The sequence below is a fragment of the Photobacterium japonica genome, from assembly GCF_050337005.1.
GTDB lineage: Bacteria > Pseudomonadota > Gammaproteobacteria > Enterobacterales > Vibrionaceae > Photobacterium > Photobacterium japonica.
The window spans coordinates 33,971-56,286 of sequence record NZ_JAKJSN010000011.1; the positions used below are offsets into that span (position 1 = coordinate 33,971).

The 22,316-nt window shown below is 52.3% G+C and carries 18 protein-coding genes; 10 read left to right on the top strand and 8 right to left on the bottom strand.

Annotated elements, in window-relative coordinates; genetic code table 11:
• The first annotated feature begins 669 nt into the window (after positions 1–669).
• The 9 genes from L4C36_RS03840 (at position 670) to tldD (ending at position 14,170) form a co-directional block, all read left to right on the top strand.
• Positions 670–3,129 (top strand): DUF6701 domain-containing protein, encoded by a 2,460-nt coding sequence (locus L4C36_RS03840; RefSeq protein WP_428476466.1) that lies wholly within the window; start codon positions 670–672, stop codon positions 3,127–3,129.
• Positions 3,130–3,244: 115 nt separating this feature from the next.
• Positions 3,245–4,288 (top strand): rod shape-determining protein, encoded by a 1,044-nt coding sequence (locus L4C36_RS03845; protein WP_281026299.1) that lies wholly within the window; start codon positions 3,245–3,247, stop codon positions 4,286–4,288.
• Positions 4,289–4,328: 40 nt separating this feature from the next.
• A complete protein-coding gene (mreC, locus tag L4C36_RS03850; RefSeq protein WP_428476467.1) occupies positions 4,329–5,189 on the top strand; it encodes a rod shape-determining protein MreC in 861 nt (286 codons plus the stop codon).
• Positions 5,179–5,667 carry a rod shape-determining protein MreD gene (mreD, locus tag L4C36_RS03855; RefSeq protein WP_428476468.1) on the top strand — a complete coding sequence of 163 codons (489 nt, stop codon included), beginning with the start codon at positions 5,179–5,181 and terminating at the stop codon, positions 5,665–5,667. The genes mreC and mreD overlap by 11 nt, the downstream gene beginning before the upstream one ends.
• Before the next feature lie 107 nt (positions 5,668–5,774).
• Positions 5,775–6,353 carry a Maf family protein gene (locus L4C36_RS03860; protein WP_428476469.1) on the top strand — a complete coding sequence of 193 codons (579 nt, stop codon included), beginning with the start codon at positions 5,775–5,777 and terminating at the stop codon, positions 6,351–6,353.
• Positions 6,354–6,361: 8 nt separating this feature from the next.
• Positions 6,362–7,831 carry a ribonuclease G gene (rng, locus tag L4C36_RS03865; protein ID WP_428476470.1) on the top strand — a complete coding sequence of 490 codons (1,470 nt, stop codon included), beginning with the start codon at positions 6,362–6,364 and terminating at the stop codon, positions 7,829–7,831.
• 15 nt (positions 7,832–7,846) lie between these two features.
• Positions 7,847–11,785 (top strand): YhdP family protein, encoded by a 3,939-nt coding sequence (locus tag L4C36_RS03870; protein WP_428476471.1) that lies wholly within the window; start codon positions 7,847–7,849, stop codon positions 11,783–11,785.
• 73 nt (positions 11,786–11,858) lie between these two features.
• Complete coding sequence (locus tag L4C36_RS03875; RefSeq protein ID WP_428476472.1) at positions 11,859–12,683, top strand: carbon-nitrogen hydrolase family protein; 825 nt, start codon at positions 11,859–11,861, stop codon at positions 12,681–12,683.
• Between the two features lie 41 nt (positions 12,684–12,724).
• The gene (tldD, locus tag L4C36_RS03880) at positions 12,725–14,170 is read left to right on the top strand and encodes a metalloprotease TldD (RefSeq protein WP_428476473.1); all 1,446 of its coding nucleotides are present in this window, start codon (positions 12,725–12,727) and stop codon (positions 14,168–14,170) included.
• Positions 14,171–14,251: 81 nt separating this feature from the next.
• Here tldD and yjgA read toward each other — a convergent pair whose 3' ends face one another.
• A complete protein-coding gene (gene yjgA, locus L4C36_RS03885; protein WP_428476474.1) occupies positions 14,252–14,776 on the bottom strand; it encodes a ribosome biogenesis factor YjgA in 525 nt (174 codons plus the stop codon).
• Positions 14,777–14,945: 169 nt separating this feature from the next.
• Between yjgA and pmbA the strand changes: the two genes are divergently transcribed.
• Positions 14,946–16,289, top strand: coding sequence for a metalloprotease PmbA (gene pmbA / locus L4C36_RS03890; protein ID WP_428476475.1), 1,344 nt, complete (start codon positions 14,946–14,948; stop codon positions 16,287–16,289).
• 127 nt (positions 16,290–16,416) lie between these two features.
• Here the strand turns inward: pmbA and mgtE are convergent, their stop codons facing one another.
• The 7 genes from mgtE to lptB all read right to left on the bottom strand — a co-directional run bounded on the left by mgtE (position 16,417) and on the right by lptB (position 22,312).
• On the bottom strand, positions 16,417–17,775 hold the full coding sequence (mgtE, locus tag L4C36_RS03895) for a magnesium transporter (protein ID WP_428476476.1): 1,359 nt from the start codon (positions 17,773–17,775) through the stop codon (positions 16,417–16,419).
• Between the two features lie 293 nt (positions 17,776–18,068).
• Positions 18,069–18,344, bottom strand: coding sequence for an HPr family phosphocarrier protein (locus L4C36_RS03900; protein WP_428476477.1), 276 nt, complete (start codon positions 18,342–18,344; stop codon positions 18,069–18,071).
• Positions 18,341–19,192, bottom strand: a complete 852-nt coding sequence (gene rapZ, locus L4C36_RS03905; protein ID WP_428476478.1) for an RNase adapter RapZ — start codon at positions 19,190–19,192, stop codon at positions 18,341–18,343. The genes L4C36_RS03900 and rapZ overlap by 4 nt, the downstream gene beginning before the upstream one ends.
• Positions 19,193–19,232: 40 nt before the next feature.
• On the bottom strand, positions 19,233–19,682 hold the full coding sequence (gene ptsN / locus L4C36_RS03910) for a PTS IIA-like nitrogen regulatory protein PtsN (protein WP_428476479.1): 450 nt from the start codon (positions 19,680–19,682) through the stop codon (positions 19,233–19,235).
• A 3-nt stretch (positions 19,683–19,685) separates the two neighbouring features.
• Positions 19,686–19,973, bottom strand: a complete 288-nt coding sequence (hpf, locus tag L4C36_RS03915; RefSeq protein WP_428476480.1) for a ribosome hibernation promoting factor — start codon at positions 19,971–19,973, stop codon at positions 19,686–19,688.
• Positions 19,974–19,999: 26 nt separating this feature from the next.
• Entirely contained in the window at positions 20,000–21,478 is a 1,479-nt protein-coding gene (gene rpoN / locus L4C36_RS03920; protein ID WP_428476481.1) for an RNA polymerase factor sigma-54, read from the bottom strand.
• A gap of 108 nt (positions 21,479–21,586) precedes the next feature.
• Complete coding sequence (lptB, locus tag L4C36_RS03925; RefSeq protein ID WP_428476482.1) at positions 21,587–22,312, bottom strand: LPS export ABC transporter ATP-binding protein; 726 nt, start codon at positions 22,310–22,312, stop codon at positions 21,587–21,589.
• Positions 22,313–22,316 lie beyond the last annotated feature (4 nt).

The window sequence follows — 22,316 nt, forward strand, 5'->3', positions numbered from 1 at the left end:
AAAAATAATTATCATACATCGAGCCGTGCCAGTGTGATTATAGATGCAAAGGATCATCAAATCGGTTTTAGCAATCAAATCGTTAATGACTTATATCCCGATAGTACTGGCTTTGAGCCAGATACGAATATTTTCGGCCAATGCGAATTTGATGAGGTATCTAAAAAGTGTCTTTTAAACGGGAAAATGGCGGAAAACCGTTTATTGACATGGGAGGCTCCGAAAACAGGGCACATTTACTCTAAAATAGTTGCTTCTGGTGAAACGTATACTGCATTGCCGGGAACCTATTTTCGGGGGATAAACTCTTATCATGAAGGTATCGTTGTAAATAAAAACGGGCATCTGGTTTTGCCTGAAGGCGAGTATTGGTTTGATAGTCTTAACCTTATCGAAGGAGGGAATTTAACCATTATTGGGCATGTTGTTATTCATGTTAAATATCGTCTTCAAGCGAGTGCGGCGATCAATACTAATCAGGCGACAGATAATTTAACGATTCTTGCGTATTACATTGAAAATACACATGATGGTAGTTATCAAAAAGCTAAATCATGCCCCTTGCCTTTGGTACATGGGCCGAGCTTTCCTCCCGAAGTCGCGCTGGATTACGCAGTCAACTTGAATAATGCTGGACGAGTACGAGGGCGTATTTATTCACGAGGTCCTGTGACGTTATCCAATGAAACTTTCATTCGTGGTGCTATCACGTCGTGTCAGTTACAGATGACAGAAGAGTCACAGGTCATTGGTGACAGTGTGTGTTTCGCCCCCAAAGAATACTTCATTGAAGTCACGCCCGAAAAAGACGAATCCCTCACCTGTGATCGCCAGAAAGTGACGGTGCGGGTCCTCGATAAAAATGGGCAAGTAGCTACCGACTATACCGGCCAAATTAACCTTTCTACGTCGCTGACTAATGCCAATAAAGCGGAGTGGTTTACCGCTGAAAATGATGGTCAATCACTGGGTGATGCGAAAGACCGCCGAGAAATCACTCCGATTCATGGGCAGAAAACACTGTGGCTCAACAGTAATTACATCGGCAACATCACCGTGACGGCAACCCTATCGACGGATGATAAGAAAACTGACATCGGTACTTTCTTGTTTGTCCCTTATGGGTTTGAAATCGCGGAGGGCGAGATTCCGTTGGTGGCGGGTAAACCGCAAGACGTAGAGATCAGAGCGTTGACGTGCGCCACTCCGTCATCCCCATCCGATAACGATGAGAATGTCGCGAAGGGCTATGAAGGTCGTCGAGAACTGACGTTGAACACACTGTATGACGCGCCAAGTTCGGGGAGTAAGCCTGTCGAACTGGCTCCTCAGAATACGGATAATTGGCAGAAAGATAAGATCATTTTGTCCTTTGTCAGTGGTAAAGCGAAAGCCAAACTGCGTTATCTTGATGCGGGTAAAGTGCGTCTAGCCATGACTGATGAGCGATGTACAACATCAGATTGTGCGGTGCTTCCAGCCTCTCAACGTATGGGATTTCGTATTCCAGAAAACTGGCAAGGGATCACCGGATCCTTATCCATTAAATCACGTCCCTATACGTTTGCTTTGTGTGATGCCCCCGATGCCCTTTCCATTGAGCAAGCGAAAGGAACGGCTTCGAATACGGAAAACGCGTTTGTGGCGGCAGGGGAACGGTTTGCCACACGTGTAAAACCGGTGATATGGACAGAGAGTGATGCCGGTAAGGACAACATCGATCCTAATGGTGATGCGACCAAGTTGGTCGATACGCGCAACCTGTGTGGGCGAAAGGAAACCACGAATTTTTATCATGCACAGGCACCAGCCGCGACCGTGCAGCTGTCGATCCCAGCGGGAAACAATGCTAAGCCGCATTCGCCGAATGTGATAGGTGCGCGACCTGGGGTCTTGACCAGTCAATCATTGTCGCATCAGCAGATAGTGAATAACCCGTTTTATGCCAGCTGGAACGAAGTAGGCAGCATCCAACTGCGAGCGGGAGTGGACGGTACGTACTTAGACATGAAAGTGAATGTCGGTTATCGTCCCGTCGGACGTTTTTATCCTAAGTTCATGGCGGTGGATCCGAACCAAAGTGGTATGACGTATCCCAAGGGGCAGGGTTTTGTGTACATGAATCAGCCGTTAAATGGCCGGTTAAAGGTACAGGCACTCAATCAACAGCGTGAACCGACCTATAACTACGGGCATTTTTCAGCGGGGAATAAAATCGGGATCCAAGTGGTTGCGGTCGCGCAGAATACCCCTGACGGTACAGGCAATCGTCTGACGGAGCGGATGGATTTTTCTGAATGGGACCGTGTGGCGGGAAACGGTTGGCAGCGCAACTGGGAACAAGAAGCCATTATCGTGCCAACCGCACCTTTGCTCTTTACCCGTTTAAATGTGATACAAGGCGTTGCTGCGAGTCGGTTTGGAACCACACAACCGGATGGGCCGTATCGCGTGAGCTTGGGGATCGCCCCTCAAGAATCGGACAATTGTTCACAAATTGGTTGTCCGGTATTGGACGAACCTAAGATAAAGGTCTTTAACTGTCAGGTGGGCAGCGTATGCAGTGATACTTTCCCTGCTAAATCATTTGCAACCTTTACCACGCGTTATGGTCGTATGGTGATGGATGACACCGCAGGACGGGCCGGCACTCCACTGGCGATCCCGCTAAGGGTAGAGCACTGGAACGGCAGCGCGTTCATGGCGCATGACGAGGATAACGTTTCTGCCTTTGATGGCCAGTATTACTGTAAGCAGATCCTGATGCAGTCTGATACCAGTGTCGACAGTGATACCCTCATGTCAGGGGGCGGAGTGGTGGAGAAGGGCGTTGCCGCGTCAGGCCAATTATTGGCACACCCGCATGATCTGCCGCAGTACCGTGAGCAAACCCGTTTTTGGCAGAAGTTGGTGGATCAAACGCCCGCACGGGAGGCGGCCAATGATCCCGTTATCTTATGTGAGCCAGGCGCGGTCGATCGCAACGGCGAATCGCAGCCGTGGTTGTTATACAACTGGCGTCAACAAGGTGACGAAAACCCGTCAGCGTTGGTGACGTTTGGGACGTATCGGGGTAACGATCGTGTTATCTATCGGGGGGAAAAGGGCATGAATTTTAGGCTGCCGTAAATAAAATGACGATCTGTGGCAGGTTTGACAAAGCTTACCTTGTCTCGATCCGCCCCCCTTGATACATTTAGCGCAATTTAACGAATTTGTGATCTTGCAGGATTAGCCGAAGACTATGTTTAAAAAACTTCGTGGCATGTTTTCTAATGACCTGTCTATTGACTTGGGTACCGCCAATACCCTTATTTATGTCAAAGGACAGGGCATCGTTCTCGATGAACCATCAGTAGTGGCGATCCGTCAGGATCGTGCTGGAGCAACAAAAAGCGTGGCCGCAGTCGGTCATGATGCCAAGCAGATGCTTGGCCGTACTCCGGGCAATATCGCGGCGATCCGCCCGATGAAAGACGGTGTCATCGCGGACTTTTATGTGACAGAAAAAATGCTGCAGCATTTTATCAAGCAGGTTCACGACAATAGCTTATTGCGTCCAAGCCCTCGCGTACTTGTGGCTGTTCCTTGTGGTTCTACCCAAGTTGAGCGCCGTGCGATCCGTGAATCCGCACAAGGTGCAGGTGCACGTGAAGTGTACTTGATTGACGAGCCAATGGCGGCTGCGATCGGCGCGGGCATGCCTGTGTCTGAAGCGACCGGCTCGATGGTGATCGATATCGGTGGTGGTACCACAGAAGTGGCGGTGATCTCACTGAACGGTGTGGTGTACTCGTCTTCTGTCCGTATTGGTGGTGACCGTTTCGATGAAGCGATCATTAACTACGTGCGCCGTAACTACGGCAGCCTGATCGGTGAAGCGACCGCTGAGCGTATCAAGCATGAAATCGGTTCGGCGTACCCGGGCGATGAAGTGCGTGAAATCGAAGTGCGCGGCCGTAACCTTGCTGAAGGTGTGCCACGTAGCTTTACGCTTAACTCAAACGAAATTCTTGAAGCATTGCAAGAGCCACTCACCGGTATCGTGTCAGCGGTGATGGTTGCGCTTGAGCAGTGTCCACCAGAGCTGGCGTCTGATATTTCAGAGCGCGGTATGGTGCTAACAGGCGGCGGTGCGCTATTGCGTGATCTTGATCGTCTGCTTACAGAAGAAACCGGTATTCCAGTGGTCGTGGCCGATGAGCCATTGACTTGCGTCGCGCGTGGCGGCGGTAAAGCACTGGAAATGATCGACATGCACGGTGGCGATCTATTCAGCGAAGAATAATGCCCGTTCGGGCATATCGATAAACAGGTTATAGCGTTACATGAAACCTATCTTTGGCAGGGGGCCTTCCCTGCAACTGCGCCTGTTTCTTGCCATTTTACTGTCGGTTGGCTTAATGCTGGCCGACAGTCGTCTTGATGCCTTCGCCAATGTCCGTTATTTGCTGAATACGGCGATTGCGCCGTTGCAATATGCAGCGAACTTGCCGCGTGATTTTCTTGATGGCGTCTCTGGACAGTTCAGTTCGCACCGCCGCGTATTGGCCGAAAATAAAGCCTTACAGCGTGACTTATTGGTGCAGCAGAGCGATGTCTTATTGCTTGAGCAATTGAAACAGGAAAATCAACGTTTACGAGAGCTATTAGGCTCCCCGTTTGTGCGTGACGAAAAGAAATTAATTGCCGAAGTGATGGCGGTGGATTCTGACCCTTATAGTCATCAAGTGATGATTGATAAAGGGCGTGTCGATGGCGTGTATGAAGGCCAACCGGTGATCAATGAAAAAGGGATCGTCGGACAAGTTTCGTACGTGGGGGCGCACAACAGTCGCGTGCTCTTGCTGATTGACCCGAGCCATGCCATTCCCGTGCAAGTGGTGCGTAATGACATTCGCGTGATCGCGTCCGGCAGTGGCCAGATCGATCAGATCCAATTGGAACACGTCCCAAGCAGTACCGACATTGAAGTGGGGGATCTGCTGGTCAGTTCCGGATTAGGCGGGCGATATCCCGAAGGGTATCCGGTGGCGCATGTGACGGAATTTTCGTTTGATAACAAACGGCCGTTTGCGCAAATCAAGGCAAGACCCACGGTACAGTTTGATCGCCTGCGCTACCTGTTGTTAGTGTGGCCGACCGAACGTGAAACCCTGACAGATGGAGACTTTGCGGGTGGCAAATAGTCGAGCTCATGGCCGTCTTTGGATTTGGCTGTCGTTTTTAGTGGCCTTGATCTTACAAGCTGCGCCTTGGCCGGGTGAGTTGGAACCCTTCCGTCCGTCATGGGTGATCCTGATAACGTTTTACTGGGTGCTGGCACTGCCGCATCGGGTGAATGTAGGTACCGCATTGGTGCTCGGGTTATTGTGGGATCTGATGTTGGGCTCCACGTTGGGCGTGCGCGGGCTGATGATGTCGGTGCTGTGCTATATCGTGGCATTGAATTTTCAGGTGTTGCGGAATCTCTCATTGTGGCAACAGGCCATCCTCATTGCTTTGCTGACGTTAGGCGGCAAACTGGTGGAGTTCTGGGCGGAGTATCTGGTGTCAGTGATCAGTTTTGATCCGGAAAGACTCTGGGCCGTGCTGCTAAACTTCCTGTTGTGGCCATGGTTATTTCTGCTGTTACGGCGAATGCGTCGTAAGCTCTCAATTCGTTAAATAATATTCCCAATGCGATCTGTTCGATGCTAGGGTGTGATCCTATACATCGAATGAAATTGGACGGATCGCATTGATTTATCACACCAAACTGTATGAGTGATATCATGTCGACGCCACAACTGTATCTGGCCTCCGGTTCGCCTCGCCGTAAAGAGCTTCTCACCCAATTAGGCTATCGTTTTGAACGGGTTGTGGTCGATGTTGAAGAACAGCATCAAGCCGGCGAAGCGCCTGCAGACTATGTCCAGCGCCTGTCGCGAGAAAAAGCGATGGCAGGGGTGGCCGAAGTGGCCGATAGTCACCCGGTTCTCGGGGCCGATACCATTGTCGTGGTGGATGAAACCATCCTTGAAAAACCCCATGATTTTGCCGATGCCCAACGCATGCTGCAGTTATTATCCGGCCGTCGCCATCAAGTGATGACCGCCGTGACCCTTGCCACTCAGGCACAGCAGCAGACGCAACTTGTGATCACAGATGTGTGGTTCAAAACGTTGTCCGATCACGAGATCGCGACCTATTGGCAAAGCGGAGAGCCCCAAGATAAAGCCGGTAGTTACGGCATTCAGGGGATTGGCGGCAAGTTTGTCGAGCGTATCGATGGCAGTTATTACGCTGTGGTGGGGTTACCGTTAGTGGAAACCGACATCATGGTTCAAAACTTTTTAAGTTTATCAAATTAGAGGCAACCATGAGCACAGAGCTGCTGATTAATGTAACGCCGAGCGAAACGCGCGTTGCGATGATTGAGGCCGGTACGCTGCAGGAAGTTCATATTGAACGTGAATCCAAGCGCGGTATCGTCGGCAATATTTACAAAGGTCGCGTGAGTCGCGTGTTACCGGGCATGCAGGCCGCATTTGTGGATATTGGCCTTGATAAAGCTGCTTTTTTGCATGCATCAGACATTGTGCCGCACACGGAATGTGTAGCAGAAAACGAAAAACAACAATTTCAGGTGCGCGACATTTCTGAACTGGTTCGCCAGGGGCAGGATCTGGTCGTGCAGGTCGTGAAAGATCCCCTCGGTACCAAGGGGGCGCGTCTGACGACAGACGTGACATTGCCATCACGTTACTTGGTGTTTATGCCTGGGGCGAGCCACGTGGGTGTCTCGCAACGTATTGAAAGTGAAAAAGAACGAGAGCGTCTTAAGAGCGTGGTGAACGCGTATTGTGACGATCTTGGCGGCTTTATTATTCGTACTGCCGCGGAAGGGGCAAGTTCAGACGAAATCGCACAAGATGCCGCATTCTTGAAGCACTTGTGGCGCAAAGTGCTGGAACGCCGTGCGAAGTACAAGCCGAAGTCGATGCTGTATGGTGAGCTGGGGTTGGCGCAGCGTATTTTGCGTGACTTTGTCGGCACCGAATTGGACAGCATTTTGGTGGATTCCCGTTTGGGCTTTGAAAAGCTCAAAGAATTTACCGATGAGTTTGTGCCCGAGTTGAGTGAAAAGCTGGAATATTATGCCGGGTCACAGCCGATCTTTGATCTGTATGACACTGAGAATGAAATTCAGCGTTCACTGGATCGTAAAGTCGAGTTGAAGTCCGGCGGCTATTTGATCATTGATCAAACAGAAGCAATGACGACGATCGACATCAATACCGGTGCGTTTGTAGGTCGCCGCAATTTGGAAGAGACCATCTTCAACACCAACATTGAAGCGACCAAAGCGATTGCACGTCAGCTGCGTCTGCGTAACCTTGGTGGGATCATCATTATTGATTTCATTGATATGGCGTTAGACGATCACCAGCGTCGCGTGTTGAGTGCCTTAGAGCAGGCGTTGTCGTATGACCGCGTGAAAACCAATATCAACGGCTTTACGCAGCTCGGCTTGGCGGAAATGACCCGTAAGCGTACGCGTGAAAGCATTGAACATGTCTTGTGTGGCACCTGTCCAAGCTGTGAGGGACGTGGTACGGTGAAAACCGTGGAAAGCGTATGCTACGAGATCTTACGTGAAATCACGCGAGTGAACCGTGCGTATGATGCGGATCGCTTCGTGGTGTATGTTTCTCCTGCAGTGGCGGATGCCTTGGTGGGCGATGAGTCTCACGCATTGGCAGAGCTGGAAGTTTTCATTGGTAAACAAGTGAAAATCAAAGCAGAGCCGCTGTACATCCAAGAGCAGTTTGACGTCGTCATGATGTAACAGCGAGGCAGTTGAGTGACAACAGTTCCAGTTCGTCTGGTACGTGGATTGATGTGGCTGGTACTAACGGTGTTAGTACTGGCCGCAATTGCGATTAGTGGTCTGCGTTTTATCCTTCCCCAGCTTAATGATTACCGCGAGCCCATCCGGCAGTGGGCCTCTGAGCAGGCCGGTCTGCGTCTGGACATCGCCCATGTCGAAGGACATTGGCGCAATTTAGGTCCTTCCCTTGTTTTACAAGATGTCAGCGTCACCATGCCGGATCAGCCTGATTCGTTAGTGCAGGTGGGGGATGTCTCTTTTCAATTGGATGTACTGACATCGCTATGGCGTTTGCAGCCGGTCTTTCAGGATCTGCGCATTGACCGCTTACGGCTCGATGTCACCGGTTTTCAATCTGCGCCCGACACGGCATCAGCCAACGAAGACGATGAACAACTCGCCACCCTGAAACGGTTGGAAGAGGTGTTATTTGTTCAGTTAGGGCAGTTCTCACTGCGTAACTCGGCCATTACCTTTATGTCGCCCGCCGATGAGCGGTTGACGGTCGAAATTCAAGCCCTGAAATGGGATACCCTGCATGACCAACGCCGTGCCGAAGGGGTGATCAGCATCGCTGATACCCATTTCAGTCAGGTGGAAGTGATGGCTAACTTGTCAGCTAAGCAATCGTGGTCAGAGCAATCCGGACAAATCTACCTGAATGCGCGCAACCTGTCGTTGACGCCATGGCTCAATAAGCAGCGCGTCAGCGAGGCTGAAATCACCAGCAGCAACATTAATGCACAAGCGTGGCTGACCGTGGCGGATGGCCAACTGCAACGTTCCCGGTTGGTGTTGGACGATACCTTTCTGCGCTGGACAGGCAAAGACGGCGACCACCGTTTCCGTGTGCGTGAAGGGCAACTGAGCCTGCAACCCGTGCTGGAAAACGGCGTCCCTGCAGGCTGGCGCATCGATAGCGACAAGTTGGCCCTGCAAACCGACCAGGCCGATTGGCCGGCGTTGGACGTGGCGGTGCAATGGTCATCGGCGGGGTGGCACGTCGCGCTGAATACCTTGTCGTTATCGCACCTGCGCCCGTTGACCGAGTTGTTGCCGTTGGACGCCAGCGTGACGGAAGCCATCCCCCAGTTACAGCCGCGTGGCCAGATCCACGATCTTCGCCTGGCCAGTGACGCACAGGGTGTGCCGCGTTTTTCATTTGAGGTAGAACAACTGGGGCTGACCCACTGGGAATATGTACCGGGGTTCAATAAATTAAATGCCCATGTGGCCGGTGATGCGGCGGGGGGGCGTGCCCACATCACGCTACAAAAAGACAGCATGCCATATGGCGACATGTTTCAGGCCGCGTTGCCGATCCGCAATGCGGATGTGACCGCATACTGGCAGATGGACGCCCAAGGCTGGCGCTTATGGAGCGACAAGCTGGCGGTCTCCACCCCAGATTTGAGCGTGGACGGGCAATTCCGTTTGGATTTCCCTACCGACTCGCCCGCGTGGTTGTCGTTTTACGGCGAAGCCAGCATTCGTCATGCCGGTGAAACCTGGCGTTACCTTCCGACGCAGGCGTTGGGGCATGAGTTGACTGATTACTTGTCAGCGGCGATCCGTGGCGGTCAAACGAAAAACGCGCCACTGCTATGGTATGGCGAGTTAAACGCGTTTCCGTACGCCCAGCATGACGGTGTTCTTCAGGTCTTTGTGCCCTTGCGTAACGGTGCGTTCAGCTTTGATACCGCGTGGCCAGAACTGACGGATTTGAATTTGGATCTGCGGTTTGAAAATGACTGGATGTATCTCGATGCCCGCCATGCCAAAACACTCGGTGCGACCGCTTCGCGTGTGACGGGGGGCGCGGAACTGGCCGAAAATGGCCACCTGAAACTGACGGTGGATGTGGCCGCAGACGGTGAGCAAGTGCGTGATTACATGTTGGCAACGCCCTTGGTGGATTCTGTCGGCGCCGCATTGACCACGGTACAGGTCAGCGGGCCGGTGACCTCCCAGTTCAAACTCGATATTCCGTTTGACGGCAGCGATGTGCGTGCGTGGGGTAAGGCGACCCTGAACAATAACCACGTGGCCTTGAATGCGCCGCCGATCCCGCTGGAGAACGTCAGCGGTGTGGTGCATTTTGATAACGATAAAATTAAGGCGGATAACTTCACGGGCACGACGCTCAATCAACCGGTGAGCTTGGGCTTTACCGGTCAGAGCGTCGTGACCAAACGTGTGACGACAAAAAACAGCGAAAGCGGTTACCGTGTCGATGTGAATTTACACGGTGACTGGGACATGGCTGCCTTGCAGAAAACACTGGATGATCCGTTATTGGCGCATGTCAGTGGACGCAGTGCGTGGCAGGGACATGTCGGTGTGGATTTACACGACACCGGGTTTACCTATCAAGTAAAAGCGGATGCCCCGCTGACACACATTCGCAGTCAATTACCGTATCCCCTTACCGTGACGACGCCGACGACACAGCAGGCATTGCGCTTGGCCGTGACGGGCAATGCCAATACGCTAACCAGTACACTGACCGCACCGGATGCGACATATCAGGCGCAGTTCAATTTGATCCCAGAGAAACTGGTGATTGAAAGCAGTGAACTCACGGTGGGGAACGCAAAACGTCACGCGTTACAGCGTGGGGTACACGGGGTCGATATTGACGGCGTACAGGTGGATGCTGACCGTTGGATCAGCTTGGTCGGTGAGATCCAAGACAAGATGGCAGCGACATCTCACCGTGATACCGCGTCGGCGATGCCGGATATTCCGCTGCCGAACCGCGTGCAAGCGAAGGTAAAGCAGTTGACCTTGGCGGGGTTAGATTGGCACAAGGTGGCCTTGTCGTTGAGTCAGCGTATGACGCAAGACAACGCGTGGCAGATGAATATCAACAGCCGTGAACTGATCGGACACGCCTTGTGGCCGGAAGGTCAACCACTGCGGGTCGAGTTAGACAGCCTGCACCTGAATTTGCCGGAAACGGAGACCCCAAAACCGAAAGGACGTTATCAGCCGCAGCGCGATGTGCCGCCCGTGACGGACTTTGATCGCAGCATGATGGCCAATGTACCTGACGTGGATCTGCTGTTGCATGACGCGTGGTTGCAAGGCTACCGATTGGGTAAAGTGTCCGGGGAGCTGCGCCGCGAAGATAACATGCTGGCGCTGAGTAATTTTACCGTGAACTCCGGTGCCACGATCTTGAACTTAGACGGTAACTGGACGCTGAATGGCGATCACAGTGAAACGCAGCTGGCGTTTGATGTTGAAGGGAAAAACAGCTCAGATATTATGGGGCGTTTTGGTATTTCCGGTGGGATCCAAGGCGCCGAATTTAGCACCTATGCCTCGATTCAGTGGCAAGGGGCCCCGTGGTCGATGCACCGTGAAACCTTAACAGGTGAAATGAAATCGGAAACCGGCCAAGGGGTGATCAGCGACATTGGCGGTGCCGGACGGTTGTTAGGCCTGTTCAGTATCGATTCGATTGTGCGCAAAATGCAGCTCGATTTTTCCGGCATTTTTGATGATGGCTTGGCGTTTAATTACATTCGCGGTAGCGGACGGATTGAAAATGGCCAGTTTGAAACCTCTGACATTAAAATGCAGGCGCTGGCAGGGGATATGTTTATCCATGGAAGTGCTAATCTTGTCAATGAGACGGTCGATGCGCGCGTGAAGTTCATTCCGGACTTTACCTCGGGGATCCCCGTTCTGACGGCGTTTGCGGTAGCCCCTCAAGTGGCGATTTATGTGTTTGCCATTTCGACCGTGTTGTCGCCCGTGGTGGATGTATTTACGCAGATTAACTATTCGGTTCAAGGGCCGATTGATGCCCCGACCGTGACCGAACAATCGCGCTTTACCGGCGAGTACCAAGTGCCAGAATCGTTAACAGGCAAAGACGCGCCTGAGAGCAAAGACAAACCGTGATCGCTCACCGCATGCGGGGGGACGGAATGTCTGCCGTATAACAACGGCAGGCCATGAGACAAAGGAGAATGTGGTGGCGAAGTTTGGCATTGTACAGATGACATCGAATGCAGATCCGGAAAGGAACCTTCTGCATTTGAAAAAGAAAGTAAAAGGCCTGCAGTTGCAGGGCGCGAAGGTCGTGATCACGCCAGAAAATTGTTTGGTGTTTGGTTCACATGCCGATTATCAGCGCCATGCCGAACCTTTGGGCAGCGGCCCGCTGCAAGCGGAAGTGGCCGCCATGGCACGCCAGTTGGGGATTTGGATCCTGATTGGCTCCATGCCGATTTTGCGCGACAACGGTGCTATCACGACCACGGCGTTGCTGTTTGACGATCAGGGGATCTGTCAGGCGGATTACGACAAGATCCACATGTTTGATGTGGATGTGGCCGACCAACACCGCCGCTATCGCGAGTCGGATACGTTTCAGGCAGGCAAGGCCATCAAGGTGGCAGACACGCCTTATGGCAAAATTGGCCTCTCAATCTGCTATGATGTGCGTTTCCCTCAACTGTACGCCGCTTTGCGTGAGCAAGGGGCCGAAATCATTGTGGTACCCGCTGCCTTTACCAAGGTCACGGGTCGAGCGCATTGGGAAGTGTTGCTACGGGCGCGCGCAGTGGAAACCCAGTGCTGGGTGGTTGCGGCGGCACAATGGGGTGAGCACAATGAATCACGGGAAACGTGGGGTCACTCCATGATCGTGGATCCGTGGGGGCAGATCGTAACCTGCCAACAACAAGGGACCGGCGTGATCATGGCGAACATCGATTTGGATCTTTGTCAGACCATCCGAACAAATATGCCATTGGTGAAGCATGCTCGATTGGGCGTTCACCATCGCGAGTGCTAACCGACACCGGTCGGGGAGCCATTAACACAAGAGCAGAATAAATGACGCTGGAAATTGTAGAAAATACCATGCTGGCCCAAGCGGGATTGGGACGCGAAGAGCTGAATCGTACGCTAGGGCTGGTGGCAGCACGCGATGTGGATTATGCCGATGTCTATTTCCAGTCATGCTGGCATGAGTCCTTGGTGCTGGAAGACAGCATCATCAAAGATGGCTCATTCAACATTGACCGTGGCGTTGGGGTACGTGCGGTGTCGGGGGAAAAAACCGGCTTTGCGTATTCTGATCAAATTAACTTGTTGGCACTGACACAAAGTGCCAAAGCGGCGCGCGGGATCACCCGCAGCGGCGGTGATGGCAAAGTACAGGCGTTCACGCCGTATGCGCCGAGCGACATTTATGCCCCGGTAAATCCGCTAAACAGCTTTGATAAGTACCAGAAAATTGCTTTGCTTGAAGAGATTGACCGCTATATTCGCACCAAAGAGCCAATGGTGACAGAAGTGTCGGTCAGCATTAACGGTGTGTATGAGCAAATTTTGGTGGCGGCACTGGACGGGACGTATGCGGCGGACATCCGTCCGTTGGTGCGTTTGTCGATCAGCGTGCTGATTGAAAAAGGCGATAAGCGTGAACACGGCAGCGCCGGTGGCGGTGGTCGTTACGGTTATGAGCACTTCCAGCAAGAAGTAGACGGCAAGTCGATTGCCCTGACGTACGCCGATGAAGCCTTGCGTCAGGCTCTGATCAACATTGATGCCGATGAAGCCCCTGCCGGTACTATGCCTGTGGTTTTGGGTGCGGGCTGGCCAGGCGTGTTGTTGCATGAAGCAGTCGGTCACGGGTTGGAAGGGGATTTCAACCGTAAAGGCTCATCCATGTTCTCAGGCCAGATGGGCCAGCAAGTAACATCGAGCCTGTGTACGATTGTTGATGACGGTACGCTGAAAGATCGCCGTGGTTCTATCAACATTGATGATGAAGGTGTCCCAGGTCAATACAACGTATTGGTCGAAGGTGGCAAGCTGAAAGGCTACATGCAAGATAAGCTGAATGCCCGTTTGATGGGGGTGGCACCGACAGGTAACGGCCGTCGTGAGTCGTACGCGCATTTGCCAATGCCACGCATGACAAACACTTACATGTTACCGGGCGAGCATTCGCCGGAAGAAATCATCGCCAGTGTGAAGAAAGGGGTGTACGCACCGAACTTTGGTGGTGGTCAGGTGGATATCACCTCCGGTAAGTTTGTGTTCTCAGCTTCAGAAGCGTACTTGATTGAAAACGGTAAGATCACGCGCCCAATCAAAGGGACAACCCTGATTGGTAGCGGTATTGAAGCCATGCAGCAAGTGTCGATGGTCGGTAATGATCTGGAGATTGACCGTGGCGTGGGTGTTTGCGGCAAGGCCGGTCAAAGCATCCCTGTGGGTGTGGGTCAGCCAACGCTGAAAGTGGAATCGATGACGGTCGGCGGTACGCAGTAAGCGACGACGGTTTGTTGTGATTTCTTCGATATAAAAATGCCAGCCCTTGGGCTGGCATTTTTGTTTTTACAGGTCAGCGTATTAATCTGGCAGGTACAGCTTTCTGAGGATCTGGAAGATCTCACGGTATGCTTTACCGGGTTTTTCTTGTGCCACTTCTTTCGCCGCTTGACGCATCAGCTGACGCAGGTGCTGGCGATCAGCATCTGGGTGGTCAACCAGAATGGCATTCAGCATGCTGTCACCATTTTCAATCAGCTTGTCACGCTTTTTCTCTAGCTTTTGAAGCATCACGGTGGTTTGTGAGTGCTTGTTGTTCAGCTTGTCTAGCGCGACTTGGATCGGCTCGATGTCCACTTGGCGCATCAGTTTACCGATACGCTGTAGCTGGCGACGACGGGCTTCGTTTTTAAAACGCTGCGCATCTTTTACCGCTTCAAGCAGATCTTCATCCAATGGCACTTTAGCAAGGGCGCCTGGCTTCAACTCAACCAGTTCCTCCCCCATTTTTTGCAGGGCGTCCATGTCGCGCTTCATCTCAGATTTACTGACCCAGATGATTTCTTCTTCTGGTTCCCATGGGGCTTTTTGATTTTTACGGCTCATAACGGGCTCATGGCTATTGCATTTGGTTTTTATTTTACCAGTTTAATCACGATTTGGGGCGCAAAATCCACCTTGGCGGTGTTATCCTAATAGTAATACCGACTTCATGGGCTGATTTCGCGGCTTTCTACGAGGCGGCGGATCAATCCATTAGAGAGAATTTAAGAGTATGGACGTGAAAGAACAGGTTGCTCAACAACGTGTTGAACTGGAAGCGGCGGTAGCGAGAGCCCTTGAGCTTGCAGGGCAAAAAGCCGATGCGGCTGAAGTGGCGATCAATAAAACGACCGGGATCAGTGTCTCGACGCGCATGTGCGACGTCGAGAATGTCGAGTTCAACAGTGACGGTGCGTTGGGTATCACGGTGTACCGTGGTCAGCGTAAGGGCAGTGCATCAACGTCTGATTTAAGTGAAGAAGCCATTGCACAGACGGTGGCGGCCGCGCTGGATATCGCGCGCTACACGTCTGAAGACCCGTTTGCCGGTCCTGGCCCTGCTGAAATGATGGCACGTGAGATCCCTGATCTGGATCTGTTCCACCCCGACGAACCTGAGCCGGATCATGCTGCGGAAATTGCGGCCCGTGCTGAACAAGCGGCCTTGGACTTTGATCCGCGCATCAAGCAAAGCGATGGTGCCAGCTACGACAGCCATTACGGTATCCGTGTGTACGGCAACAGCCATGGCATGTTAGCCAGTTATGCGTCAAGCCGCCACAGCACCAGTTGCTGTGTGATTGCCCAAGGCAAAAACGGTGAGATGGAGCGTGACTACAGCTACACCACAGCACGTCGTGTACAAGATTTATGGCTGCCAGAAGCGGTGGGTCTGCATGCCGCAGAGCGTACCGTTGGCCGTGTTGACCCGCGTAAACTGACCACACGTCAGGCGCCTGTGATGTTTGCGGCCGATATTGCGACCGGGTTATTTGGTCACCTTGTGATGGGGATCAGCGGCTCGAACTTGTACCGTAAATCGTCTTTCTTGCTGGATCAGTTGGGCGAGCAAATCTTCCCGGATTGGTTGAACATCAGCGAGCGTCCACACATTTTACGCGGTATGGCGAGTACGCCGTTTGATAGCGAAGGCTTGGCAACGCGCGACTGTGAAATCATTCAAAACGGTGTGCTTCAGACATACCTGATGACCAGCTACGCCGCCCGTAAAATGGGCAGTCAGCCAACCGGTCATGCGGGCGGGATCCACAACTGGATGGTGAACTCGACGGGCGAAAGCTTCGAGCAGCTAGTGAAGAAAATGGATCGCGGCTTGTTGGTCACAGAGTTGATGGGACAGGGCGTGAATGTGGTAACGGGTGATTACTCACGCGGTGCGGCAGGCTTCTGGGTCGAGAACGGTGAAATCCAATACCCCGTGAGTGAAATTACCATTGCCGGTAACCTGAAAGACATGATGCAAAACATTGTGGCAATTGGCACTGACACGGAAATGCGTAGCCAGATCCAAACGGGCTCTATGTTACTCGATAGCATGAAGATCGCCGGCGAATAACGATAATCGTCGTTAAACGTTGAATAAAAAAGCGAGCCCTGAGTGGCTCGCTTTTTTTATGCTTATTTCGAGTGTCGAGGAGAAGAGGTCTAAGTGAAGCCCTTTGGGCGTCAAGTATCCGGTGATATTAGACCAAGAACAGCGTGGCCAAGCCGAGGAATACGGACAGACCCACCATGTCGGTGATGGTCGTTAAGGCCATGCCGCCGGCCAGTGCCGGGTCGATATTCATTTTCTTGAGCATGATGGGCACACAGACCCCTGCCGCCCCTGCGACGACTAAGTTGGTTAACATGGCCCCCGCAATGATCGCGCCTAACACAAGGTTGCCTTTCCATAGAACGACAACCCCGCCAATAATCGCGGCCCACAGGATGCCATTGATTAAGCCGACGCGTGCTTCTTTGCTCAACAGCCAGCGGGTATTACTGTCACCGATGTGACCCACGGCTAACCCACGGATCACCAAAGCGACGGTTTGGTTACCGGCCACGCCGCCCATGGACGGTACGATGGTCATCAGGATGGCAATGGCGGCCATTTGTTCTAGGGTCTCTTCAAACATGTTGGAGACAGAAGCTGCGGCCAGTGCAGCAAGCACATTGACCCCGAGCCAGATGCTACGGCGCTTGGCCGATTTCACCACGGGCGCAAAGGTATCTTCGTCATCATCCATACCGGCCATACTCATCATGGAGTGCTCAGCATCTTCACGGATGATATCGACTACGTCATCGATGGTGATACGACCGACCAGTTGATAATGGGCATCGACCACGGGCGCGGACAGCCAGTTACGACGCTCAAACAGGTTCGCGACTTCGCCGTCGTCCATTTCAACCGGGATCGCTTCATCGGCATCTTCCATCACGTCATGGATTTCAATGTCCGGCTGGGTGGTGATCAGGGTGGACAGCGAGAGATAGCCGATCAAGGTTTCATTCTGATCAACCACGTACAAGGCATCGGTGGCTTCGGGCAGTTCGCCTTTCATGCGCAAATAACGCAAGACCACATCGGCGGTGACATCCCCGCGGATAGTGATGAAGTCGGTGCTCATCATCCCGCCGGCGGTTTCTTCTGGGTAGGCGAGGGCTTTTTCGACCCGATGACGGTCAGTGGCATCCATTTGTGCCAGTACTTCTCGGTACTTACGATCCGGCAGGCTACGTAAGACGTACGCCACATCATCGGTTTCCATGCCTTCGGTGACTGCGGCCAGTTTCTCGGGCGCCATCTGCGCTACGATACCGTCTTTGACGTCTTCCGACAGTTCGTCAAGGATTTCACCTTGTTCTTCGGGATCGGTCAGTTGCCACAGGACTTGACGTTCTTTGGGGGGCGAGGCTTCAAGCAGGTGCGCAATGTCTTCCGGCTCCATGTCTTGGAGCAGGCGACGGACATGGACAAACATGCCATTTTCTAGCGCTTGATTCACTTCTTGTAGCGTTTGATGCGTGTGGTCTTGATCGATGCTATCGGCCATTGCTTGCGGTACCCCAAATAACTCAGCTGCGAAATACCCCGAAGATGCCTCGGACGTTCAGGAATGCTGGGTGTCGCCAGAGTGGCGAAATATTACCCTGAGGTATAACGGCGCAATAAGCTGAATTTTAACGCAATAGCGAGGTGGTTGTCTCACCAGATCTGAGAGGAAATGACGAATTCACCGAATATTTTCGGAGAGAGGGCTGGGTGATAGCAGCGGATAGGGTGATTGTCGCCTCGCCGCCTGTTTTACGAGAGCGTACGTTGAGCAGAGAGGCGGATGGTGTGCGCTTATTGCTCTTCGTCAAAGCCGGCTTCGATCAACTCACTGACCGCCGCCAGCGCTTCTGACGCATCGCAGCCTTCGGCACTGACATGCACTTGCTGTCCTTGTGCAGATTCCAGCATCAAGAGCCCCATCACGCTGTCTGCGGAGGCACTTTTCTCGCCGTTGCTGATGGTAATGGCGGCCTGAAAACTTTGGGCTAATTCGACCAGTTTAATGGCGGCACGGGCATGCAGACCTAAGCGGTTTTTGATGAACAGTTCACGTGAGGCAAAGGTCATGATGACGCTTCCAACGTACGGTGGCGGACTTGTACTTGATGCCCTTCATAGCGGAAGTGTTCAGCCAACTGTTGGGCAATATAGACCGAGCGGTGTTGCCCCCCGGTGCACCCAATGGCGACGGTGAGGTAGCTGCGGTTATTTTTTTCCAGCATGGGTAACCACGTTTCAATGAAGTTGCGCACCTGATTGGTCAGTTGGTGCACTTCCGGGTGGCTGGATAAATATTCTTTCACCCCTTGATCAAGGCCGGTCAGTGGCTTGAGCTCTGGCACCCAGTGCGGGTTGGGTAAAAAGCGTACGTCAAACACATAGTCGGCATCGGTCGGCAGACCGTGTTTAAACCCAAAAGATTCAAACACCATGATCAGTTCACGGGCATCACGGCCCAGCACGCGGGCACGGACGGTTTCACTCAGATCATGGATAGACTGGTTGGTGGTATCGATCACCAAATCCGCACATTCTTTCAGCTCGCTCAACAAGGCGCTTTCCGATTGAATGGCTTGCTCTAGGCTCATGTTCTGGCGTGACAGAGGGTGCAAACGGCGGGTCTCGCTGTAGCGTTTGACCAAGGTTTTGTCGTCGGCATCCAAGAAGATGACGTTCACATCCACGTGCTCGCCCAAGGTATCCAGCGTTCTGCGGATATCATCCTGCTCGTCAGGCATATTACGCACATCAATGCTGACCGCGACGTTCTGCTCATCCCCTTGAAGGGTATTGATAAACTGCGGCAGTAAGGTCACGGGCAGGTTATCAACGCAGTAGTAGCCCAGATCTTCCAACACCCGAAGGGCGATGGATTTACCGGATCCGGAGCGTCCGCTTACGACCATTAACATCATGGTTGGCTGTCCTCAACATTCTGTGTGGGTGTCAGGATCATTATGAATCACTGGTGAGAATGTGATAAAGCTCTTCATCACTTTTTGCCGTGCGAAGCTGCTTAAGGATGTGTTTGTTGCTGAGCTTTGCTGCCATGCAAGACAGGGTTTGGAGGTGTTCTTTGCATTGTGCATCTGGCACAAGAAGGGCAAAGAGCAGATCGACAGGTTGGTTATCAATGGCATCAAATTGAATAGGATCTTGGCATTGGATCAATACCGCAATGGCGTGTTCGCTGTTATTTATTCGACCGTGGGGAATGGCGATGCCGTTGCCGATCCCGGTGCTGCCCATTTTTTCTCGGTTGAGCATACACTCAAACAAGGGCTGGGGGTTTTGGTCGAGGTGCTCGGCAGCGATCTCACTGATGATTTCCAAAGCACGCTTTTTACTCGAGCAAGGGACTGCACTCTTGGTGCAGTCCAGACTCAATACATTACTCAGTTGCATGATTTAATGACTGTTGAGTTTATCTTTGTGTTTGTTTAATTGACGCACCAGTTTATCAGTTAATGCGTCAATCGCGGCATACATATTTTCAGAATCCGCTTTAGCGTGGATTTCTCCCGCGTTAATGTGAAGGGTCGCCTCCGCAACTTGTTCCAACTTCTCAACGTTCAAAATGACATGGACATTGTTAATTTTATCGAAGAACCGCTCTAGCTTATTGAACTTGGTTTCCACGTAATCGCGCATGGCTGGCGTGATTTCGATATGGTGCCCAGTGAGATTAATTTGCATAGACATCTTCCTTCTGTTGGCGTCTGCTACAGCAGACGTTTTCGCTGGTTAGACGGTGGGATCCCCAGTGATTCTCGGTATTTGGCAATGGTCCTTCTTGCCACCATGATCCCTTGTTCCGCCAGGAGTGTTGCTATTTTGCTGTCACTCAGTGGCTTAGCCTGATTTTCGGCGGCCACCAGCTTTTTCACTAACGCGCGAATGGCCGTCGATGAACATTCGCCCCCGTTGTCGGTGCTGACGTGACTGGAGAAGAAGTATTTCAGTTCAAAGATCCCACGCGGGGTATGCATGTATTTCTGCGTGGTGACGCGTGAAATCGTGGACTCGTGCATGTCGACGGCCAGCGCGATGTCATTGAGTACCATCGGCTTCATGGCTTCTTCACCAAATTCAAAGAAGTCTTGCTGGTGTTCGACAATGCAGCGCGCGACTTTTAATAGGGTATCGTTGCGGCTTTCCAAGCTTTTGATCAACCACTTGGCATCTTGCAAGTGCGATCGAATAAATTGGCTGTCTGCACTATTGCGGACGTTTTTCCCCATTGCGGCGTAGTGTTCGTTAACACGAATACGCGGTACGCTGTCGGGGTTAATCGTGACCACCCAGCTGCCGTTGTCTTTAAATACGGACACATCCGGTACGACGTATTCGGTTTCTGTGTTAATCACACGGTTGCCCGGACGCGGGTCAAGGCCGTGGATCAGTTGCATCACCTGCTTAAGCTCCGGCTCTTTGAGTTTGGTGTCACGCATGAGTTGGCGGAAATCGCGGTTGGCAAGCAGATCAATGTAGTCGTTTAGCAGCATCTTCGCTTCAGGCAGCCAAGGCGTATCGAGCGGGAATGTCGCCAATTGGAGCAGTAGGCATTCTTGCAGATTGCGCGAGGCTACACCCAGCGGATCAAATTGTTGTACCCGTTTCAGTACCGCTTCCACTTCATCGAGTTCCACTTCATCATCCCCTAAGCTGTCGAGAATGTCGTCTGTGGAGCTGGTGAGGTAGCCTTTCTCATCAATGGCATCAATGATGGCGGTGGCAATGGTGAGGTCGGTCTCGCTAAAAGGGGTCAGGTGCACCTGCCACATCAGGTAATCTTGCAGGCTTTCTGTGGTTTCCCCTTGATAGACGGGCATTTCATCATCGAACGCGAGGCCGGTACTGCCGGAGTTGGCGCTGTAGACATCGTCCCACGTCGTATCAACAGGAAGATCGTCAGGCATCTCGTTTTGGCCTAACGCATCCGCGCTGTCTAAATCGTCGCTGTTACGGGCGGCTTCTTGCTCGGCGGTGGGCGTGTCATGCTCGTTATGGTGATTGCCTTCGTCACCGGTCAAGGTTTCGTGCGCACTTTCCTCAAGTTCCAGCAGGGGATTGGCGTCCAAGGCTTCCTGTATCTCTTGCTGCAGATCCAGTGTCGATAATTGCAGCAAGCGGATAGCTTGTTGCAATTGCGGCGTCATTGCCAATTGTTGACCAAGTTTAAGCTGGAGCGAGGTTTTCATATGTCTGCATGTACCTTATTGTTATCGTTGGTATTGGCGCCGCGTGGTTGGCAATAGCCGAGGCTCACAAGGGCGTGAGTACGGGCGCCTGGTACGTCCTACTTCTAACTATAGACGGAACTGGTCACCCAGATAAACCCGTTTCACGTGTTCGTCATTGAGCACTTCGGTAGGGGTTCCGTGGGCGATTAATTGCCCTTGGCTGACGATATAAGCTTGCTCACAGACATCGAGTGTTTCGCGTACGTTATGATCGGTGATTAGCACGCCTAAACCGCGATCACGTAAATGCTCAATGATCTTTTTGATGTCGATCACAGAGATAGGATCGACCCCGGCAAACGGCTCATCCAAGAGAATGAATTTCGGGTTCGCAGCCAACGCTCGGGCGATTTCCACACGACGTCGTTCACCCCCTGATAGTGCCATACCTAAACTGTTGCGAATGTGCTGTATGTTGAATTCATCCAACAATTCTTCCAGTTTGTCCTGACGCTCGGCTTTGGATAATTCTTTACGGGTTTGCAGAACCGCCATCAGGTTGTCATGCACACTCAGCTTGCGAAAAATGGAGGCTTCCTGCGGCAAATAGCCGATCCCCATGCGTGAGCGGTTGTGCATCGGCTGCAGGCTGATATCCACATCATCGATGGTGATGGAGCCCGCATCACGTGCCACCAGTCCGACGATCATATAGAACGAGGTGGTTTTACCGGCACCGTTCGGTCCCAGTAGGCCGACGATTTTGCCGGAATTCACTTCTAGGCTGACATCGGACACGACCTTACGGCCGTTATAACTTTTGGCGAGATGTTCTGCTTTTAAGGTTGCCATATCA